The 18,276-nt window shown below is 61.6% G+C and carries 17 protein-coding genes; 4 read left to right on the top strand and 13 right to left on the bottom strand.

The genetic code is table 11. The features are described 5' to 3' along the window. Positions 1 to 59: 59 nt before the first annotated feature. The 6 genes from AC244Q_RS10450 to AC244Q_RS10425 all read right to left on the bottom strand — a co-directional run bounded on the left by AC244Q_RS10450 (position 60) and on the right by AC244Q_RS10425 (position 5,157). The gene (locus tag AC244Q_RS10450; RefSeq protein ID WP_113545143.1) at positions 60 to 479 is read right to left on the bottom strand and encodes a hypothetical protein; all 420 of its coding nucleotides are present in this window, start codon (positions 477 to 479) and stop codon (positions 60 to 62) included. 247 nt (positions 480 to 726) lie between these two features. Further along, complete coding sequence (purB, locus tag AC244Q_RS10445; protein ID WP_012757619.1) at positions 727 to 2,034, bottom strand: adenylosuccinate lyase; 1,308 nt, start codon at positions 2,032 to 2,034, stop codon at positions 727 to 729. Between the two features lie 58 nt (positions 2,035 to 2,092). After that, positions 2,093 to 2,578: a hypothetical protein gene (locus AC244Q_RS10440; RefSeq protein ID WP_012757618.1), complete on the bottom strand. Its 486-nt coding sequence runs from the start codon at positions 2,576 to 2,578 to the stop codon at positions 2,093 to 2,095. A gap of 32 nt (positions 2,579 to 2,610) precedes the next feature. Beyond that, entirely contained in the window at positions 2,611 to 3,336 is a 726-nt protein-coding gene (locus tag AC244Q_RS10435; protein ID WP_012757617.1) for a DUF2259 domain-containing protein, read from the bottom strand. After that, positions 3,333 to 4,010, bottom strand: a complete 678-nt coding sequence (gene rpe, locus AC244Q_RS10430; RefSeq protein WP_012757616.1) for a ribulose-phosphate 3-epimerase — start codon at positions 4,008 to 4,010, stop codon at positions 3,333 to 3,335. The genes AC244Q_RS10435 and rpe overlap by 4 nt, the downstream gene beginning before the upstream one ends. A gap of 64 nt (positions 4,011 to 4,074) precedes the next feature. Continuing rightward, the gene (locus AC244Q_RS10425) at positions 4,075 to 5,157 is read right to left on the bottom strand and encodes a branched-chain amino acid ABC transporter substrate-binding protein (RefSeq protein WP_017994190.1); all 1,083 of its coding nucleotides are present in this window, start codon (positions 5,155 to 5,157) and stop codon (positions 4,075 to 4,077) included. Positions 5,158 to 5,340: 183 nt separating this feature from the next. On the opposite strand from AC244Q_RS10425, the gene AC244Q_RS10420 reads away from it, so the two are divergent. Continuing rightward, positions 5,341 to 5,835, top strand: coding sequence for a flavin reductase (locus AC244Q_RS10420; protein ID WP_003559728.1), 495 nt, complete (start codon positions 5,341 to 5,343; stop codon positions 5,833 to 5,835). 47 nt (positions 5,836 to 5,882) lie between these two features. Continuing rightward, complete coding sequence (locus AC244Q_RS10415; protein WP_003540033.1) at positions 5,883 to 6,200, top strand: TfoX/Sxy family protein; 318 nt, start codon at positions 5,883 to 5,885, stop codon at positions 6,198 to 6,200. Here AC244Q_RS10415 and AC244Q_RS10410 read toward each other — a convergent pair whose 3' ends face one another. From AC244Q_RS10410 to AC244Q_RS10390, 5 genes are all read right to left on the bottom strand, one after another. Further along, positions 6,201 to 6,623, bottom strand: coding sequence for an NUDIX domain-containing protein (locus AC244Q_RS10410; RefSeq protein WP_017994189.1), 423 nt, complete (start codon positions 6,621 to 6,623; stop codon positions 6,201 to 6,203). Positions 6,624 to 6,631: 8 nt separating this feature from the next. Beyond that, positions 6,632 to 8,197 (bottom strand): DEAD/DEAH box helicase, encoded by a 1,566-nt coding sequence (locus AC244Q_RS10405; RefSeq protein ID WP_012757613.1) that lies wholly within the window; start codon positions 8,195 to 8,197, stop codon positions 6,632 to 6,634. A 138-nt stretch (positions 8,198 to 8,335) separates the two neighbouring features. After that, positions 8,336 to 9,658, bottom strand: coding sequence for a peptidoglycan DD-metalloendopeptidase family protein (locus AC244Q_RS10400; RefSeq protein WP_012757612.1), 1,323 nt, complete (start codon positions 9,656 to 9,658; stop codon positions 8,336 to 8,338). A gap of 104 nt (positions 9,659 to 9,762) precedes the next feature. Continuing rightward, positions 9,763 to 10,590 (bottom strand): ferritin-like domain-containing protein, encoded by an 828-nt coding sequence (locus AC244Q_RS10395; protein WP_012757611.1) that lies wholly within the window; start codon positions 10,588 to 10,590, stop codon positions 9,763 to 9,765. Beyond that, positions 10,587 to 11,060: a peroxiredoxin gene (locus AC244Q_RS10390; protein ID WP_012757610.1), complete on the bottom strand. Its 474-nt coding sequence runs from the start codon at positions 11,058 to 11,060 to the stop codon at positions 10,587 to 10,589. Before AC244Q_RS10390 ends, AC244Q_RS10395 begins: the two co-directional genes overlap by 4 nt. 125 nt (positions 11,061 to 11,185) lie before the next feature. Between AC244Q_RS10390 and AC244Q_RS10385 the strand changes: the two genes are divergently transcribed. Then, complete coding sequence (locus tag AC244Q_RS10385) at positions 11,186 to 14,584, top strand: YhdP family protein (RefSeq protein WP_113545014.1); 3,399 nt, start codon at positions 11,186 to 11,188, stop codon at positions 14,582 to 14,584. 40 nt (positions 14,585 to 14,624) lie between these two features. On the opposite strand, the gene AC244Q_RS10380 is transcribed toward AC244Q_RS10385, so the two are convergent. After that, positions 14,625 to 16,286 carry an alpha-amylase family protein gene (locus AC244Q_RS10380; protein WP_113545144.1) on the bottom strand — a complete coding sequence of 554 codons (1,662 nt, stop codon included), beginning with the start codon at positions 16,284 to 16,286 and terminating at the stop codon, positions 14,625 to 14,627. A gap of 224 nt (positions 16,287 to 16,510) precedes the next feature. On the opposite strand from AC244Q_RS10380, the gene AC244Q_RS10375 reads away from it, so the two are divergent. Then, entirely contained in the window at positions 16,511 to 16,831 is a 321-nt protein-coding gene (locus tag AC244Q_RS10375) for a hypothetical protein (protein ID WP_113545015.1), read from the top strand. 61 nt (positions 16,832 to 16,892) lie between these two features. Here AC244Q_RS10375 and tyrS read toward each other — a convergent pair whose 3' ends face one another. Next, positions 16,893 to 18,149 carry a tyrosine--tRNA ligase gene (gene tyrS / locus AC244Q_RS10370; protein ID WP_012757606.1) on the bottom strand — a complete coding sequence of 419 codons (1,257 nt, stop codon included), beginning with the start codon at positions 18,147 to 18,149 and terminating at the stop codon, positions 16,893 to 16,895. Positions 18,150 to 18,276 lie beyond the last annotated feature (127 nt).

Below are 18,276 nucleotides of genomic sequence, written 5' to 3'. Positions count from 1 at the left end.
TTGGGTTCTGGGGCAGGCGGCATCATAAGATTACGATACCGGCCGCCAACGCAGCATGACTATTCGACAACCGTAATATTCAGCACCCCTTCGGTGACAATGCCGTTTTTATCGGACGTGCGAATTACAATTCTGTCCTTGCCGACAAAGCCCTTGTCAGATGTATAGTACCCTACCGTGGTAGGTACCTTTGTGCCATTGCACTTCTTATATTCACCCTTGCCATGGGGGAACGCGAGTTCGCGCAGGCTCTCCACGTTGCCATGTTTTGGGGCCTCGCGGATGCGGACCTCGGGTACAACTTTCGCGCTACAGTCAGGGTTGAGGCTGAAGGCAACGCCAATCTTGGTGCGCTCGCCGCTCGCCACGCTGATATTCCTTTGGTAATGCGACAATCCATCCGGACCGGTCGTCGTGCAACTCGCCAATGCTGCACTGGCGCACACCGTGGCAACCGACAGAATGAATGCTTTCTTCATGAGAACCTCTGTTGTCATTGTTGATATTGTGTTTTGGGCGGCACGCATCACCGCGTCAGCGGCTGAAATCCGGTCATAGCGAATTGTGAAGCAGGGGGCGACTTTCACCTCTCATCAAATCCAAAAACGCGAAATGCGTCGGCCGGGCGTGGGGATATCATCATCACTGAGATCCAAAGCGCTACTTCCGAAGCAGGCGTCGAGCTTATCGCTCGCTTCCATCGATAAACACCGATCTCAAGCCCGCTTACGCTCCTCCAAACACGCGCCGGAAGATCGTGTCGACGTGTTTCGTGTGGTAGCCGAGGTCGAATTTTTCGCGGATGTCTTCCTCCGAGAGGGCAGCGCGGACTTCGGCATCGGCGAGCAGCTCTTCCAGGAAATCCTTGCCCTGTTCCCAGACCTTCATGGCGTTGCGCTGGACGAGGCGATAGGCATCCTCGCGGGAAGTGCCGGCCTGGGTCAGTGCCAGCAGGACGCGCTGCGAATGGACGAGGCCGCGGAACTTGTTGAGGTTCTTCTCCATGTTCTCGGGATAGACCAGCAGCTTTTCGATGACGCCGGCAAGCCGCGACAGGGCGAAATCGAGCGTCACGGTGGCATCGGGGCCGATCATGCGCTCGACAGAGGAATGCGAGATATCGCGCTCGTGCCAGAGGGCGACGTTTTCCATCGCCGGCATGGCGTAGGAACGGACCATGCGGGCAAGGCCGGTCAGGTTTTCGGTCAGAACCGGGTTGCGCTTGTGCGGCATGGCCGAAGAGCCCTTCTGGCCGGGGGAGAAATATTCCTCGGCTTCCAGCACCTCGGTGCGCTGCAGGTGGCGGATTTCGGTCGCCAGCCGCTCGATCGAGGAGGCGACGACGCCGAGCGTGGCGAAATACATGGCGTGACGGTCGCGCGGGATGACCTGCGTCGAGACCGGCTCGGCCTTCAGGCCGAGGGCTTCTGCGACATGTTCCTCGACGCGCGGATCGATATTGGCGAAGGTACCGACGGCGCCTGAGATGGCGCAGGTCGCGACTTCCTCGCGGGCGGCGACGAGACGCTGGCGGCAGCGCTCGAATTCGGCATAGGCAAGCGCCAGCTTGACGCCGAAGGTGGTGGGCTCGGCATGGATGCCGTGCGAACGGCCGATGGTGACGGTTTCCTTATGTTCGAAGGCGCGGCTTTTCAGCGCTTCGAGCAGCCGGTCGATATCGGCAAGCAGGATGTCGGTGGCGCGTACCAGCTGGACGTTGAAGCAGGTGTCGAGCACGTCGGACGAGGTCATGCCCTGGTGGACGAAGCGCGCATCCGGGCCGACGATCTCGGCGAGATGGGTGAGGAAGGCGATGACGTCGTGTTTGGTGACGGCCTCGATCTCGTCGATGCGGTCGACGTCGAAGGTGGCGGCGCCGCCTTTCTCCCAGATTGTCTTTGCAGCCGATTTCGGGATGACGCCGAGTTCGGCCAGCGCGTCGCAGGCATGCGCCTCGATCTCGAACCAGATGCGGAACTTGGTTTCGGGAGACCAGATGGCGACCATTTCGGGCCGGGAATAACGCGAGATCATGGGCGGCTGCCTTTCAAGAGGTTTGTTAGCGCCCCTGTAGCAAAGACAGGCGGCAATCTCAACGCATGCGTTTGGCAAGATGATAGCTGCTTGCGACAAGGCAGACGAGGCCGAGCGGCAGGAAGAGGCGCAGGCCGATCACCAGGAACTGATAGACTGCGCTGATACTGGTGAAGACGAACTGGAAAGCCCAGACGATACTGCCGAAGGGCGCATGCCAGCGCGAATAGAAGATCCGGTATTCCATGGCGAAGAGGAAGGCGGTCATCAGGATCGTGGCCGCTGTCAGCGTCACGAAAAAAGCGGCAAAACGCGTTTCCAGCGGCCTGTCAAAGGCAAGGAAGCGGGCAACCGGCAGGGCGAACGGCCAGGCGAACAGGCCGCCGGCGAAATAGAGTGCGGCGATCTCGGCAAGGCGGCTCGTCTGCAGGCCGTTGCGCAGGTAAAGGCCGAGCATTGCGGCGGCAAGCATCTGCATGCCCCAAAGCAACGCACCGGCAATCAGATCGGGATAGGGCGGCCGTGCAGCTCTTAGACGATCCATCCTGGGGCGATCCGTCCTCGGGCGATCCATGCTCAGGGATGAACCGGAACGGCAATCCAGCGTCCGTTCCTGTCGGCATCGAAGGCCAGGACGAGGGCGATGTGAACCTGGTTTCCGGCCTCCGGCTGATAGACCACGGCGCCGCCGATCCGGTATTCGACGGAACATACGCGCTCGGCCGGAACTGCGGTGGCCTGGCGCGCCGCCTGCCGGTTCGGAGCGCCTTCCTTCTCGATCATCTGCAGGCTGAAGCTGATGACCCGCTTGTCGACTGCAGCGCAATCCTTCGGCGTCGGCACCGGCATCTCGCCGAGCGAGAGCGTGTAAGGCGCTTTCGGCGGGCCGTCGGTCGCAAGCGTCGTGTAGCGGATCGTCTTCGAAGGGGAGCCGAGTTCGGTCGGCGGATTGAAGGCGGCGATCAGGCCGGGATTGGTCAGGAGATCGTATTTGTCCATCTGGCTGCGCGCCGCCGTCAGGTTCTGCCGCCGCGCCTTGGAGAGATTGGCGTCCTTATCGGTCAGTTCGGTATGGAAGGGCGTGCCCTCGAGATAGTGGCCGTCTTCGGTATCGATGAAATAGGTGTTGGAGTAGGGAAGGTTGCCGCTCTCCTCGATGCCGAACTCCTGAAATCCAAAGACCTTGCCGTCCGCGGAAAAGCCGATCGGCTGGATATTGGCGATGTCGCCGGCAAGTGACAGGCCGGGCAGGCCGGCAAATGCGGCAGCAAGCATGCCACCGATGATCAGACGTTTGTTCATGCTCGTGCCCCTTCGGCTGCCTGACGCAGATCGGCGACAGTCCGGCGATAATCCTCGACCGTATCGCCCTTGAAAATTGCCGAGCCGGCGACCAGAACGTTGCCGCCCGCCCGCGCGATCGCAGGCGCCGTTTCCACCGTGACGCCGCCGTCGACCTGGAGTTCGATCGGCCGGTCACCGATCAGTGATTTCGCCGCCGCGATCTTCTTCGCCATCGCCGGAATGAATTTCTGCCCGCCGAAACCTGGATTGACCGACATGATCAGGATGAGATCGACATCGTCGAGCACGTTTTCGATAGCGCTGAGCGGCGTCGCCGGATTGATCGTCACGCCGACCTTCTTGCCGAGATTGCGGATGGTCTGCAGCGAGCGGTGCAGATGCGGTCCGGCTTCGGCATGGACGGTGATACGGTCGCAGCCGGCCTTGGCGAAGGCTTCGAGATAGTCGTCGACCGGCGAGATCATCAGGTGGCAGTCGAAGGTGGCCGATGTATAGGAGCGCAGCGACTTGATGACATCGGGGCCGAAGGAGATGTTCGGCACGAAATGCCCATCCATCACGTCGAGATGGATCCAGTCGGCGCCGGCGGCCGTCACGTCGCGCACCTCCTCGCCGAGCCTGGCGAAATCCGCCGCGAGGATCGAGGGGGCAATGCGAATGGGCAGCGTCATCAAATCTTACTCCGTATGGGCCGCCATTTGAGCGCCGGGCCCGAATTCAAGGCTGGCGCGCCGCTCATTGCGTCGGCGCGGCCGGTGGAAAAAAGCCGTTGCCCCGCCATTCGAGCAGGCGGTAGGGATTTTGCGAAAGTTCATGCGCACCGGTGAAGGCAATGGTGCCGACCGCTGTCTGGAATGTCGTGCCGAGAAGCGTCTCCTGGAGGGGCTTGCCCGCCGCAGCGGCGGCTTGCCCGGCCTGGCCGGCAATGAGGGCTGCGGCCAGCGACGGCAGGACATAACCTTCCGGCTCGATGCCTTTGGCGCGTAGCGCGTCGGCCGCAGCCGTGCCTTCCGGCAGGATGGCGTATTCGGGCAGGGCGACGGCACGCACGCCGGCATCCAGCGGCAGCGGCTGGTCGGCAGCGCGCATGGCATCGCCGCCGAGGATGGATAGCTGGATGTTCTCGACCTTGGCGTCGCGGGCGATGACGGCGACATCGTTGCGGTCGCCGCCGATGAAGACCCTGGTGGCGCCGGCTCGTTTCAGGCGGCGGACGAGGGCGATCTGCTGTTCCTGTCCCGGCCGGTAGGTGTCGGTAAAGACCGGCTTCAGGCCGTTCTGCTCCAGCGCATTGCGCACCGCTTCCGTCAGTTCGCGACCATGGATGGTGCCGTCCTCGATCAAGGCGATCGGATCGGCGGCCCAGTCCTTCAAGATCACCTCGATGATCTTTGCCGCTTCGGCACCGTCGGCGGGCGCTGCCCGAAAGAGCGGCCAACCGTTCTTCAGCGCATCCTCCATCAGGATGCGGGAGCGCACGGAGACGGTGATCGCGGGAATATTGGCGTCCTTCAGCTTCGGCAGCGCGCCTTCCAGCGTTTCGCTGCAGAGAAAGCCGACCGCGACCTGCACCTTGGCATTGACAAGCGCATCGGCGATCGCGGCACCGCTATTGTCCTCGCAGGTCTCGTTGATGGCGACGAGGGTATTTCCGGATTGCTGGATCTCGAAACCGGCGCCGGCGGCAATCTGGGCGCCGAGGAGGGCGAGCGGTCCGTTCTGAGGGGCGACGACACCGATCGTCAAGCCGGCCGCATGGCTTTCAGCCGCCGCTCCCAGCAGCGCCAGAAAAGCTGCTATGCCACGCAGGTTGATCATGAAAGGCGGAGATCCCTAGCCATCGTCCATGCCCTTTTATCCGCAAGGCCGCGATCGTCAAAGAAAAACAAGCGCAACACAGCGCTTTTCACCGGTCCTATTGTAGAAAAGGTAACCGATGCTCGCCATATTGGCGCGATAGCAAGTGGATCCAGACAGAGTAAGCGCGTACGGGAGAAGCAGGTGTTGAACAGGCAGCATATCGACCCCGGCCTTTATCGCGATGCCATGAGCCGTTATGCCGGCCATGTGCAGCTCGTGACGACGGCGATGGGCGAGCTGCGCCGCGGCGTCACCATCACCGCCGCCTGCTCGGTCTCGGACAATCCGGCCTCGGTGCTGATCTGCCTCAACAACACCAATCCGAAGAACGAGATCTTCTTTCGCAGCGGCATTTTCGCGCTGAACACGCTCGGCGCCCACCATCAGGGTGTTGCCGATGCCTTTTCCGGGCGCACGTCGCTTGCCAATGACGACCGTTTCGCCAGCGCCCGTTTCGAGATGCTTGCCACCGGTGCGCCCGTGCTAGCCGACGCACTTGCCGCCTTCGATTGCCGGGTGATCGATATCAAGGAAATGCCGACGCACAATGTCATCTTCGGCGAGGTCGCGGCTGTCCGCTTCAGCGAAAAGCACCCGGCGCTCATCTATATGAACCGGGATTATCACGCGCTGTGATAAGAGCGCCGTGCATCCTTTCGGAAGCATTTCGAGGGTAGTAGAGAATGGACAATGCCGGGATCGAGGAAATGTTTCAGGGGCTCGGCCCCGTCACGGTCAAGCGCATGTTTGGCGGCAAAGGTATCTATCATCTCGGGCGGATCATCGCGCTTGAAGTGCGCGACGAGATGCTGCTGAAGGCCGATGAGACGAGCGCCCCGGAATTTGCCGCTGCCGGCGCCACGCAATGGACTTATGAGGGCAAGAAGGGCAAGCCGGTAAAAATGCCCTATTGGTCGATCCCCGACGAGGCCTACGACGATCCCGATCTGATGGCGAAATGGGTGAGGCTTGCCTATGAGGCGTCGCTTCGCGCCGAATAGTTAGCCGCGTTCAGCGGGCGACAAGGCTGCGATCGCCGCCTTGGTGAAGGCCGACAGTGGCTCGGGTAAATCCGTCAGCGGAAACCAGCCGAAATCCGAAAGCTTGTCCGGTTCGGTCAGCTGCGGCTCGCCCTTGACGTCGCGGGCGAGATAGAGAATCGAGATCCAGTGTTGGCGGTCGGCATCGATGATCTGTTCGGTCATGCCGATTCGTTCGATGCGGCCGATCGTCAGACCGGTTTCTTCTTCGGCCTCGCGGCGCGCGGCAGTCTCAGCCGGCTCCATGTGATCCACCTTGCCGCCAACGATATTCCAATAGCCGGCTTCAGGTGGTCGCATGCGTTTGTAAAGAAGGATCCTGGCGTCGCGCAGAATCACCAGGCCAACGCCGAGACCCGGAAAATCAATGCCGGGCCTACCCATGATAATGCTTAGACCTTGGCGCTGCCGGCGATCAGCATGAAGGCGGGGATATCGTCGCCGAAGCCGACCGGGGTCGGGCCATCGTCGTGGTCGCGATGACGGCGGCGGTCGCGGCTGTCGTCGTTTGCCGGGTAAGGCCGACTGTTGCGCGCGTTGTTCTGCGGCTTCTGCTCTGCTTTGCGCTCGTTCTTCACGATGTCGGCCTTTACTGGTGCTGCTTCAATCACGTCGACGCCATTATCCTGTATGTCGTTATCAGATTTATGACTCGCGGCGGCGCGATTGCCTCGTCCGCGTCCACGATCCTTGTCGCCATTCTCTCTCGGCGCACGATCTCGGCCTGCACCATCTCTGGCGCCACGCTCGCGGCCGTTGCGGCGCGGGCGTTCGCTGTCCCGGCTGTCTTCTGCCGGCGGCGGCAGCGACGTCAGGTCACCGCTCAGCCATTCGACCTTTTCGCCGATCAGCTTCTCGATGGCATCGACGAACTTAGTGTCGCGCTTGGTGACGAGCGTGAAGGCGGCACCCGAGCGGCCGGCACGGCCGGTGCGGCCGATGCGGTGGACGTAATCCTCGGAATGAATAGGCACGTCGAAATTGAAGACGTGGCTGACATCAGGGATATCGAGGCCGCGGGCGGCGACGTCGGAAGCGACCAGAAGCTGGAGATTGCCGTCACGGAAGCTTTGCAGCGTCATCGTGCGGGAACGCTGGTCCATGTCGCCATGCAGGGCGCCGACCGAGAAGCCATGACGCTCGAGTGACCGGAAGAGATCGGCGACATCCTTCTTGCGGTTGCAGAAGACGATGGCGTTCTTGAGCTCGGTCTGGGCGCGGACGAGTTCTCGCAGAACCGCTCGCTTCTCGTAATCCTTGCCGTGGGAGGCGACGAAACGCTGTGTCACGGTCTCGGCCGCGGAAGCCGGCTTTGCGACCTCGATACGTTCGGGATTCTGCAGGAAACGGTCGGCGAGCTTCTGGATCTCCGACGGCATGGTTGCCGAGAAGAACAGCGTCTGGCGGGTGAACGGGATCATCTTGGCGATGCGCTCGATATCGGGGATGAAACCCATATCGAGCATGCGGTCGGCCTCGTCGATGACGAGGATCTCGACGCCGCTCATCAGCAGCTTGCCGCGCTCGAAATGGTCAAGAAGGCGGCCGGGGGTGCAGATCAGTACATCGGCGCCGCGTTCGAGCTTGCGGTCCTGGTCCTCGAAGGAAACGCCGCCGATCAGAAGGGCGACGTTAAGGCGATGGTTCTTGCCGTATTTCTCGAAATTCTCGGCGACCTGGGCAGCGAGTTCGCGCGTCGGTTCGAGAATCAGCGTGCGGGGCATGCGCGCACGCGCACGGCCCTTCTCCAGAAGCGACAGCATCGGCAGCACGAAGGATGCCGTCTTGCCAGTGCCGGTCTGCGCGATACCGCAAATATCGCGGCGCTCAAGCGCAAACGGGATGGCTCCCGCCTGAATAGGCGTGGGGATCGTGTAGCCCGCGTCCGTAACAGCGGATAGCACTTTTTGGCTTAAGCCAAGGTCAGCAAATGTCGTCAAAGGGAAAACTGTTTCCATTCCGTTCGGCCGAGCTCTGAACGAGTCGGCGGGATTGCATGCCGCAATGCAGCGCGACATAGCCCCGAATGGCCGGCAAGTCAAGAAATAGAGACGCCGCACCCATTGCAGAGTGAAGCGTTGGTTACCGGGCAGGAGTTACTTGATATAGGTGGCGAGTTTAAGGCCGGCATTCATGAAATATACTGGATCGACGGCATGGCCGTCCTGGCGCACTTCATAGTGCAGGTGCGTGCCCGTCGAGCGACCGGTGCTGCCGGCGAGGCCGATGACATCGTTACGGCCGACCGTGTCGCCGACCTTGACCAGAACCTCCGACATATGCCCGTAGCGCGTCGAGATGCCGTTGCCGTGATCGACCTCGACCATGTTGCCGTAGCCGCCGGTCCAGCCGGCCGAAACTACCTTTCCAGGTGCCGCCGGGCGAATTCGTTCGCCGGGCGAAAAGCGGAAATCGATGCCGGAATGGAGCGCGAGGCGGCCGAGGAAGGGATCGCGGCGATTGCCGAAGGGGCTGGTCACGTCCTTGCCGATAGCGGGATTGCGGAAGGGCAGGGATTCGGCGGTGCTGCGGACCTCCTCAAGACGAGTCAGCGCGCCGTCGAGCGCCACCAGAGAATTGTTGAAGTCGTCGTTGCTTTCGGGCTCGACATAGGGGCCGCCGACGGCATCGTCATCGTCTTTCTTGGCAGCGGTCTCTTCCGGTACCGGAATCTTGAAGCGGGTCAGCACGGTCTCGATGGCATTGGCGGCATTGCCGGCATCGCTCGTCAGCTGTTCGACACGGCTGCGCTGATCCTGTTCGACATCTTTAAGCGACAGCGTCACCTTGGAGAAGATGCGGTCGGCACGATCGCCGACGGTGTCGGTGGCCGGCACATAAGCAAGCGTCGAATTGTCGGGCGTCGCATCGGCGGGGGCGCCGTTCGCCAGCTGTTTCTCGATCGCCTCGATGCCGCTACCGGAGAGCGAAGCACGCTTGTCCTTGACATCGGGCGCATAGGACTGAACGGGCGAAGACGGCGCAGGCAGGGCGCCGTCCTTTTCCGTCAGGCCGGAGCTTTCGGCCCGGTCGAGCAGATTGTCGAGCTTGCCATGGCGCGAGGTCAACGCCATCTGCTGCTCCATCAGCTTGTCGACCTTGTCTTCGACCACCTGCTGGTCGAGAAGCTGGCGGGAGGTGATGCGGTCGACCTGGGCGCGGAGGGCGGCGATGCGGTCTTCATAGTCGTGCTGCATGCGGGCCTGGCGGGCCATGGTGGCGCCGATCAGGTCGTCGCGCAGCACGAGATAGGACGTGGCCAGGAGGTAGCCGATCGAGAAGACGCCGACGAAGCAGAAGGCAAGCGCGGCCATCCACGGCCGGACCGTCATATGGCGGACTTTGTCGCCGCTTGCGAGGATGAGGATATGTTCCTGCGCCCGCCTGCCGAATACCCGGTGCTGATGTCCGCTGTTCACGCAGGCTCTCCCGATTGATGCTCTACGCCTCTTTCGGAAATTAGACACCGTTATGGTTAATGAATGCTTTCATTGTCGTCGTCGCGTCATAAATTTCAGTGACTTCAAGCGTAGCTGATCGATGCGAGCGAGCGGTAGAAGGACGGCGTCAGCCCGGCCTCGGCGCGGGCAAGATCGTTGAAGGGCGGCTTCAGCGGTCCGCGGAAGTTGGCGCGCACCAGCTCCTGGAAGGCCTTTGCTGGATCGCGCTTCTCGCGGGCGCAGAGGAAGCGGAACCATTTGGCGCCGACGGCGACATGGCCTTTCTCGTCATTGTAGATGACGTCGAGCACCGCAGCACTTTCGAGATCGCCTGTCTGGCGCATTTTCGCCTGCAGCGACGGCGTGACGTCGAGGCCGCGAGCTTCCAGAATCAGCGGCACGACGGCGAGCCTTGCCGTCAGATTGTTGCGCGTCGAATGGGCTGCCTGCCAGAGCCCGTCATGGGCGGGAAGATCGCCGTAATCGGCGCCGAGATCGTTGAGCCTGGCGCGCACCATGCGGAAATGCTTCGCCTCCTCGAAGGCGACCAGCATCCAGCCGTCGAAAAAGGAATTCGGCACCTGCTCGGTCGCGAATCGCGCGACGATATCGAGCGCCAGATCGACGGCGTTGAGCTCGATATGGGCGATGGCATGGAGCAGGGCGATCCGGCCTTTGAGCGTATGCAGCGAGCGCTTCTCCACCTGGGTCGGCGGCGTCAGCACCGGTTTCTCAGGACGGCCGGGCCTGTCGGGCAGGGCTGCATCGAGCGGGGAGCGCAGCGACACCCGGCGCGCAAACCAGCGGGTGGCGCTTTCCTGTGCAAGTGCCGTCTTGCGGTCGAGATCGGCGGACGAGATTGCATCGATGGCGCCGCCGCGCAGCGAGGTTATCGTCAGATCCCCTATCACGCTGCCAGGTTCCTCACGGCCTCGAGCACGGTTTCGGCATGGCCCTGCACCTTCACCTTCTGCCAGATGGTGGCGATCGTGCCGTCCTGGCGGATCAGGAAAGTGGTACGCTCGACGCCCATGAAGTTGCGGCCGTACATGCTCTTTTCCTTCCAGACGCCATAGGCCTGCAGCGTCGTCTTTTCCTCGTCCGAGGCGAGCGCCACCGAAAGACGGTGCTTCTTGATGAACTTGTCATGGCAAGCGGCCGAATCGGGTGACATGCCGATGACGGCAGCACCCGCCGCTTCGAACTCGGCTGCTAACGCGGTGAAAGCCAGCGATTCGGCGGTGCAGCCCGTCGTGTCGTCCTTGGGATAGAAGAACAACACCAGCGGCTTGCCGTGGAATTCGGCCAGCGAAACGCGGCCGCCGCCGTCGCGGGGAAGGTTGAAATCAGGGGCCGAAACGCCGATGCCGGGAACCGCCATTAGGAAAACCTTTCTTTTGCCGGGTTTGTGGATGACACTTTCTCTCCCCGAATTATATAGTGGACGGATACCCGTCCAGCATGGCCGGGTTCAATTCTTCACTTAAAGGGAGAGCCCGAGGGCGCATGTCAGCCATCCGCGGCGAAAAGGTCACGTTTCGCAAGAAGGATATCGTTGCGCTGGACCGCTTGCCGTCCGCCCAGGCCGAGGATCCGATCATCGTTCATTGCCCGCCGCCGCGTTCGCCGATGCGCCGCACGGCGAAGCTGACCTGCGGATTTCTGGGGCTGATCCTCGTTATTCTCGCTGGCATCGTTTTCACCGTCGAGAGCGGCATGTTCGACAAGCCGCTGTCGCAGCAGGCGCAGGCGGCGCTGAACGGGGTAGCCGGACCGCGCTATCGCGCCGAGGTCGGTTCCACCGTCATCCGCTTCACCTCGGATTTCCGGCTGGCGCTGGAAGCGCGCAACGTCAACATGATCGACCAGGAGAGCGGCCAGCACCTGTCGACGACGGGTTCGGTGCGCCTGGGGCTCGATCCGCTGCAGCTTTTCCGCGGCCGCATCGCCGTCGCGGACATCGAAGCGGAGGATATTGCGCTCGATACCGCGCTTCTGCCCTCCGGCAATGCCGTCAAGCTCGACGATCTGCGCATCGACGCCATGCCGGCGGCGATGGAAAAGATCTTCTCGCAGTTCGACATGTTCGACAGCATCGTGACGCGCGGCTCGACCAATTCGGTGCGCATCTCCGGCCTCGACATCAAGCTTGCCGATACCGCCAACGGTCCGCTGTCGCTCGTCATCGACAATCTCGTCTTTGCCCATGCCGGCCCGTCCTCGCTGCAATTGACCGGCGAAGTCGCGCTCAACGGCGAAGTGGCGGAGCTCGACGTGCGGGCCGAGAAAGACGACGGCCACGTGTCCAAAGTCGTGGCGACGCTCAGACATGCCGACCTCACCCCCTTCGCGCTGAAACGCAACGATCAGGGCATGATCCGGCAAGGACTGAGCGCCTTTGCCGATCTGACAGTGTCGGCCACCCGGGCGCGCGATGGCGCGCAGCCGGCGCTGACGGCGACGGTCGACATCAATCCCGGCCAAATCTATGCGGACGGCGATCCGCAGCAGCTCTCGGGCGGGCAAATCAATCTCGTCTACGATTTCGCCAAGCAGAAGCTCGAGATTGCCCGATCGAACGCCCGGTTCGGCGCGACTACGCTTCCCATCAATGGCGCGCTGATTGATCTCGACAAGCTCGACCCGCAGGCGGGCAAAGGCTTCGGCATCGACCTGCTCGTCAGTGGCGGCACGGCTGCCCCCGGCGGCTCCGGCGAGGAGCCACTCTCCTTCGACATCCAGGCGACCGGGCGCTACATGGTCGCCGGCCGTGAGTTCCAGTTTCCCAACATAACCGTTTCCAGCCCGCTCGGCGCGCTCTACGGATCACTGCACGTCAAACTCGGCGACAAATCGCCGGAGATCAGCTTCGCCGGCCAGTCAGCGCAGTTGCAGACGATTGCGATCAAGCAGCTCTGGCCGTTCTGGATGGCGCCCAAGGTGCGCACCTGGGTGCACGGCAATCTCTTCGGAGGCACCGTCACCGACGCTTCCATTTCCGTCTTCATTCCCTTCGGCAGGCTGGACGAGGCAGCCGGCGGAAAAGGATTGAAGCTCGACGCCAACCAGATCCGCATCGGCTTCGACATCACGGGCGCGCGGATGAACGTCGCCGGCGACATTCCGCCGATCCGCGACACGTCAGCGCATTTCGACCTGACAGGCCCGGTTGCGACGATCGCGATCAAGAGCGGCACCTCCTATTTCCCCTCCGGTCGGTCGGTCGGTCTCGGGCAGGGGACGTTCATCCTGCCCGCCACCTACGATAAACCGCTGATGGCCGATATCGATCTCGCGGTCTCCGGAGCCGCGGACGCCGTCGGCGAGCTTCTGACCTACCGGCCGATCCGGGTGCTGCAGCGCGCCGGCTTTACGCCCGACGATCTCAAGGGCCGGATCGAGGCGAATGTGAAGGCCCATTTCGGTCTGCTTTCCTCGCAAAACCCGCCGCCGGCCGAATGGTCGGCGGCAATGAAGCTCACCAATATCGATCTTGCCAAGCCGTTTTCCGGCAGGATGATCAGCAATCTCGACGGAACGCTGAACGGCAATCCTAAAAGAATCACGCTTGACGCCAAAGCCCAGATCGACGGCGTCCCGGCCGATATCGATCTTACCGAACCGGTCGAGGCATCCGACGCGGCGGCCAAACAACGGGTGATCACCGCGACCCTTTCCGAGGACCAGCGCAACAAGCTGATACCCGGCCTTTCCGGCATCGTCGGCGGCAGCGTGAAGATGGTGCTGACGCGGATCGACGACGACCGGCAGGACGTCCAGCTCGACCTCACCAAGTCGCTGCTCGAACTGCCCTGGATCGGCTGGGCGAAGGGCAGCGGCATTGCCGCCACGGCCGAATTCGAAACATCCGGGCCGGCCGACAATACCCAGATCAAGAACTTCCGGCTGAAGGGCGACGGTTTTGGCGCCAATGGATCGTTGAACATCGGCAAGGGTGGGCTGATCTCGGCCGATTTCGACAGCGTCAAGCTCTCCTCGCTCGACGATTTCGCCCTGTCGGTGAAGCGCAGCAAAGGCAATTTCGACGTCTCGGTCTCCGGTGACAGCGCCGATGCGCGACCGGTCATCCAGCGGTTGAAATCGGGCTCGGACGGCGATGGTGACGGGGATGGCGGCGACACCGGCGTCTCGGTGCGCGCCAGGCTGAAAAACGTCATCGGTTTCAACGACGAGAAGGTCGGCAATTTCCAGGCGCAAATATCACTGCGCGGCGACAAGCTGCAGGCGCTCAATTTTTCCGCCATTACAGACAGTGGCGAGGCCGTGGTCAGCCAGATGAAGGACGGCGGCGTCATCAACATCACCAGCGGCGATGCCGGCGCGGTATCGCGTTTCGCCGATCTCTACCAGCACATGCAGGGCGGCCTGCTCAACCTGGCGATCCGGCTAGGGGCGGAGGGCGGCTGGGACGGCTCGCTCGACGTGCGCCGCTTCGCGATCGTCAACGAACAACGGCTGCGCTCGATCGTCTCGACACCGGTCGGAAATGAGCAGCGCAGCCTCAACGAAGCGGTCAAGCGCGATATCGATACCTCGTCGCAGCGCTTCCAGCGCGGCTTTGCCCGTGTCGTATCGCGCAATGGCATGGTCGGCATCGAGAACGGCGTGCTGCGCGGCGATCAGATCGGCGCGACCTTCCAGGGCATCGTGCGCGACCGCAAGGGCAACATGGACATGACCGGCACCTTCATGCCCGCCTACGGCCTCAACCGCCTCTTCGCCGAACTGCCGCTGATCGGGGTCATCCTCGGCAATGGCAGCGACCGCGGCCTGATCGGTATCACCTTCAAGCTGACAGGCAAGTTCGACCAGCCGAACCTGCAGATCAATCCGCTGTCGATCATCGCGCCGGGCGTCTTCCGGCAGATTTTTGAATTCCAGTGAGGCGGGAAGCGGTTACGGCAGAGGTCGAGGCGAGACCTACCTAAATCTCCGTCCGCCTGAGGAGATAATCGAGACCGCCGACGCGATACCAGCGATAGCCGTAGGCATCGAGCATGACGGTATGAAATCCTTTTTCGTCCGCTTTGCTGCTCGCGCCATCGGCGATATCGATTAATTGCCGCCCGTCTTCGCCTATCTCGGGATCGAAGGTCACTTCCGCCGGCTGCGCATGCAGATTGTGCAGGATCAACACGGAATTGCCGCGCCAGTCATAACGAAGCGCCAGCACGCCGTCATCCCCGGTGTCGATTACAGAAAAGTCGCCCCAGCCGATCTCAGGGGCTTCCTTGCGCATCCGGATCATCCGCTCGGTCCAGTTCAGCAAAGAATTGGGATCGCGCCGCTGTTCGGCAACATTGACATGCTGGAAACCGTAGGGACCGTCCTTGATAACGGGCGAGATCGGCTTTTCACTTTTGGTGAACCCGCCTTCCGGTTCGGTCGACCACTGCATCGGCGTGCGTGCGCAATTGCGCTCGGGCAGGCCTAGATCGTCGCCCATGCCGATTTCGTCGCCGTATCGGATGACGGGCGTTCCAGGCAGCGAAAACAGCAGGCTGTAGGCCATTTCGATTCTGCGTCTGTCACCGCCGAGCATGGGCGCCAGGCGACGACGAATGCCCCTGTCGTAAAGCCGCATGTCCTTTTCAGCTCCGAAGGCCGCAAATACCGCGCTGCGTTGCTTTTCCGTCAACCGCCCCAGATCCAGTTCATCATGGTTGCGGAGGAAGAGGCCCCATTGCGCGGTCGCCGGGCGCGGTTTCGTGGCCTCCATGGCTTTCTTGAGCGGCCGGGTATCGGCGCTGGCGAAAGCATAAAACAGCGCCTGATTGACCTGGAAATTGAACATCATCTGCATGCGGTCGCCGTCATCGCCGAAATATTCGAAATTGTCCTTCGGCAGGATATTGGCTTCTGCCAGGATGATGGAATCGCCCAGGCGCCACTGCAGGAATTCGCGAAATTTCCTCAGCATATCGAACTGTTCGACAGGCTTGGTAACGTCGGCGCCTTTCGTCGCGATGATGAAGGGGGCCGCATCCATCCTGAAGCCGGAAACGCCGAGCTGAAGCCAGAAGCCCATGATCTTGAGGATTTCCGCCTGCACCTCGGGGTTCGACGTATTGAGATCGGGCTGATGATCATAGAAGCGGTGAAAATAATAGGCCTTGGCCTTGTCGTCATAGGTCCAGGTCGTCTTCTGGACCCCCGGGAAGACCATGCCCTGATCGGCATTATCAGGCTTTTTCTCCGACCAGACGTACCAGTCGCGATAGCGCGAGCGCGGATCGGTCCTGGCGTCCTGGAACCAGGGATGATCCTTGGATGTATGATTAATCACCAGATCGATCAGCACCCGGATACCGCGCTGCTTGGCGCCGTGGGTGAATTCGACGAAATCGCCCAGCGAGCCATAACGCGGATCGACGTTGTAATAGTCGGAAACGTCGTAGCCATCATCGCGACCGGGCGATGCCTGGAACGGCATGAGCCAGATCGCCGTCACGCCGAGGCCGGAGAGATAATCGAGGCGCCGCATCAGACCCTGAAAATCACCGACGCCGTCACCGTTCGCATCCATGAAGGTCTCGACGGACAGGCAGTAAATGACAGCGTTCTTATACCAGAGGTCGTTGATCATGCCGGCACTCCAATCCAATCTGGTCGCAAATCCCGGCGGGCGGAAAAGGTTCCGATAAAGCATTCGCTATGTGGGTCGTGTTGCTTTCCAGTAGAAAATGCGGGGGCTCCTCCTCGGCAAGGCCGAATCCAAGCCAGGCTGACAAATCCGGCAGTGATGCTTTGCCTATTTTAGGAAAATCTGATGTACTATACTGCCCCGGTCAGAACGCAACGGCCGGTGCAATGTCGGAGGATGCCATGCAGTGCGCCCGGACAGTTTCTTTTGCATCGGCCGCCATGATGGCCGTCACGATTGCCGACGTGTCGCTTTCTGCGGAAAAGAGCGTGCGGCTGAAATCGCAAGAGGCGGTCATCCGTTCCGACCACGTCCTGATGGTTCCTCTGGACGCGGAAATGACGCCGCCAATCTTCTCGATCAGCTGGTGGTCGCGGGTGAAGCCCGCTTCAAGCGTCGATCCGCCCGGTTATCTTCTCAAGAGACCAGACGAGATGACGCGGAATACCGGCGGGGAGCTGAATGATCTTGCTCGCCGACCCGAATAGTGAGGCAAAGAAAAGCCGGCGCGGACGCCGGCTTCGATATCCGTTCAAAATTTGACGCCGCTTACGCCGCGCGGCGGATCAGGATGTGTTTCTTCTTGCCGAGCGAGAGCTTGATGACGCCGTCGGCGGTGATTTCGCCGCTGCCGATCATCTTGCGTTCGTCGTTGACCGCCTCGTCGTTGATGCGGACCGCGCCGCCCTGGACGTGACGGCGGGCTTCGCCATTCGAGGCGGCAAGGCCGGCACGAACGATCAGCGAGAGGAGGCCGATGCCGCCGTCGAGTTCGGTGGCGGGGATATCGACCGAAGGCAGGTTCTCCGAGAGGCTGCCTTCCTCGAAGGTCTTGCGCGCGGTTTCGGCGGCCTGCTCGGCGGCCGGGCGGCCATGCAGGATTGCCGTTACCTCGGTCGCAAGGATCTTCTTGACCTCGTTGATCTCCGAACCGCCGAGAGCGGAGAGACGGGCAACCTCATCCATCGGCAGCGTCGTGTAGAGCTTCAGGAAGCGCGAGACGTCGGCATCCTCGGTGTTGCGCCAGTACTGCCAGAAATCATAGGCCGAGAGCATGTCGGCGTTCAGCCAGATAGCGCCGGTCGCCGACTTGCCCATCTTGGCGCCCGACGACGTCGTCAGCAGCGGCGATGTCAGCGCATAGAGCTGCTGTGTCCCCATGCGATGACCGAGATCGATACCGTTGACGATATTGCCCCACTGGTCCGAACCGCCCATCTGCAGGCGGCAATCGTAGCGCTTGGCAAGCTCGACGAAATCGTAGGCCTGCAGGATCATGTAGTTGAATTCCAAGAAGGAGAGGGACTGTTCGCGGTCGAGGCGCGTCTTGACGCTATCGAAGGACAGCATGCGGTTGACCGAGAAATGCTTGCCGACATCGCGCAGGAATTCGAGGTAGTTCAGCGAGCGCAACCATTCGGCATTGTTGATCATCAGCGCGTCCTTGGGACCGTCGCCGTAGTTCAGGTAATTGGAGAAGACACGCTTGATCGAGGCGATGTTGCCTTCGATCGTATCGACGGTCATGAGCTGGCGCGCCTCTTCCTTGAAGGAGGGGTCGCCGACCATGCCGGTGCCACCGCCCATCAGAGAGATGGCGCGATGACCGGTCTTCTGCATCCAGTGCAGCATCATGATCTGAATCAGCGAGCCGGCATGAAGGCTGGGTGCCGTGGGATCGAAGCCGATATAGGCCGTCACGGTTTCCTTGGCGAACAGGTCGTCGAGGCCGCTTTCGTCGGAGACCTGATGAATGAAGCCGCGCTCTTTCAGCGTGCGGAGGAAATCGGACTTGAACTCGGACATAGGTTTCGTCTCTTGGTGTCTGCTCCGCACCCCATGGGGGCTAGGCGCAAGTTCGTTGTTGTTGATCTGTCGCGGCGCGTTTAGCACTGTTTTTATAAATGTGCATCCGGGAATCGCATGGGAGGCA

Source organism: Rhizobium sp. CB2179 (assembly GCF_057653455.1).
This window is presented reverse-complemented; position numbering and strand designations above follow the sequence as displayed.

Excerpts from the sequence above, each read along its gene's own strand:
- AC244Q_RS10385 (WP_113545014.1), top strand. The coding sequence starts at position 11,186 with ATGTCAGCCATCCGCGGCGAAAAGGTCACGTTTCGCAAGAAGGATATC.
- AC244Q_RS10405 (WP_012757613.1), bottom strand. The coding sequence starts at position 8,197 with ATGGAAACAGTTTTCCCTTTGACGACATTTGCTGACCTTGGCTTAAGC.
- AC244Q_RS10440 (WP_012757618.1), bottom strand. The coding sequence starts at position 2,578 with ATGGATCGTCTAAGAGCTGCACGGCCGCCCTATCCCGATCTGATTGCC.
- rpe (WP_012757616.1), bottom strand. The coding sequence starts at position 4,010 with ATGACGCTGCCCATTCGCATTGCCCCCTCGATCCTCGCGGCGGATTTC.
- AC244Q_RS10450 (WP_113545143.1), bottom strand. The coding sequence starts at position 479 with ATGAAGAAAGCATTCATTCTGTCGGTTGCCACGGTGTGCGCCAGTGCA.
- AC244Q_RS10425 (WP_017994190.1), bottom strand. The coding sequence starts at position 5,157 with ATGATCAACCTGCGTGGCATAGCAGCTTTTCTGGCGCTGCTGGGAGCG.
- AC244Q_RS10415 (WP_003540033.1), top strand. The coding sequence starts at position 5,883 with ATGGACAATGCCGGGATCGAGGAAATGTTTCAGGGGCTCGGCCCCGTC.
- AC244Q_RS10380 (WP_113545144.1), bottom strand. The coding sequence starts at position 16,286 with ATGATCAACGACCTCTGGTATAAGAACGCTGTCATTTACTGCCTGTCC.
- AC244Q_RS10375 (WP_113545015.1), top strand. The coding sequence starts at position 16,511 with ATGTCGGAGGATGCCATGCAGTGCGCCCGGACAGTTTCTTTTGCATCG.
- AC244Q_RS10435 (WP_012757617.1), bottom strand. The coding sequence starts at position 3,336 with ATGAACAAACGTCTGATCATCGGTGGCATGCTTGCTGCCGCATTTGCC.
- tyrS (WP_012757606.1), bottom strand. The coding sequence starts at position 18,149 with ATGTCCGAGTTCAAGTCCGATTTCCTCCGCACGCTGAAAGAGCGCGGC.
- AC244Q_RS10390 (WP_012757610.1), bottom strand. The coding sequence starts at position 11,060 with ATGGCGGTTCCCGGCATCGGCGTTTCGGCCCCTGATTTCAACCTTCCC.
- purB (WP_012757619.1), bottom strand. The coding sequence starts at position 2,034 with ATGATCTCGCGTTATTCCCGGCCCGAAATGGTCGCCATCTGGTCTCCC.
- AC244Q_RS10410 (WP_017994189.1), bottom strand. The coding sequence starts at position 6,623 with ATGGGTAGGCCCGGCATTGATTTTCCGGGTCTCGGCGTTGGCCTGGTG.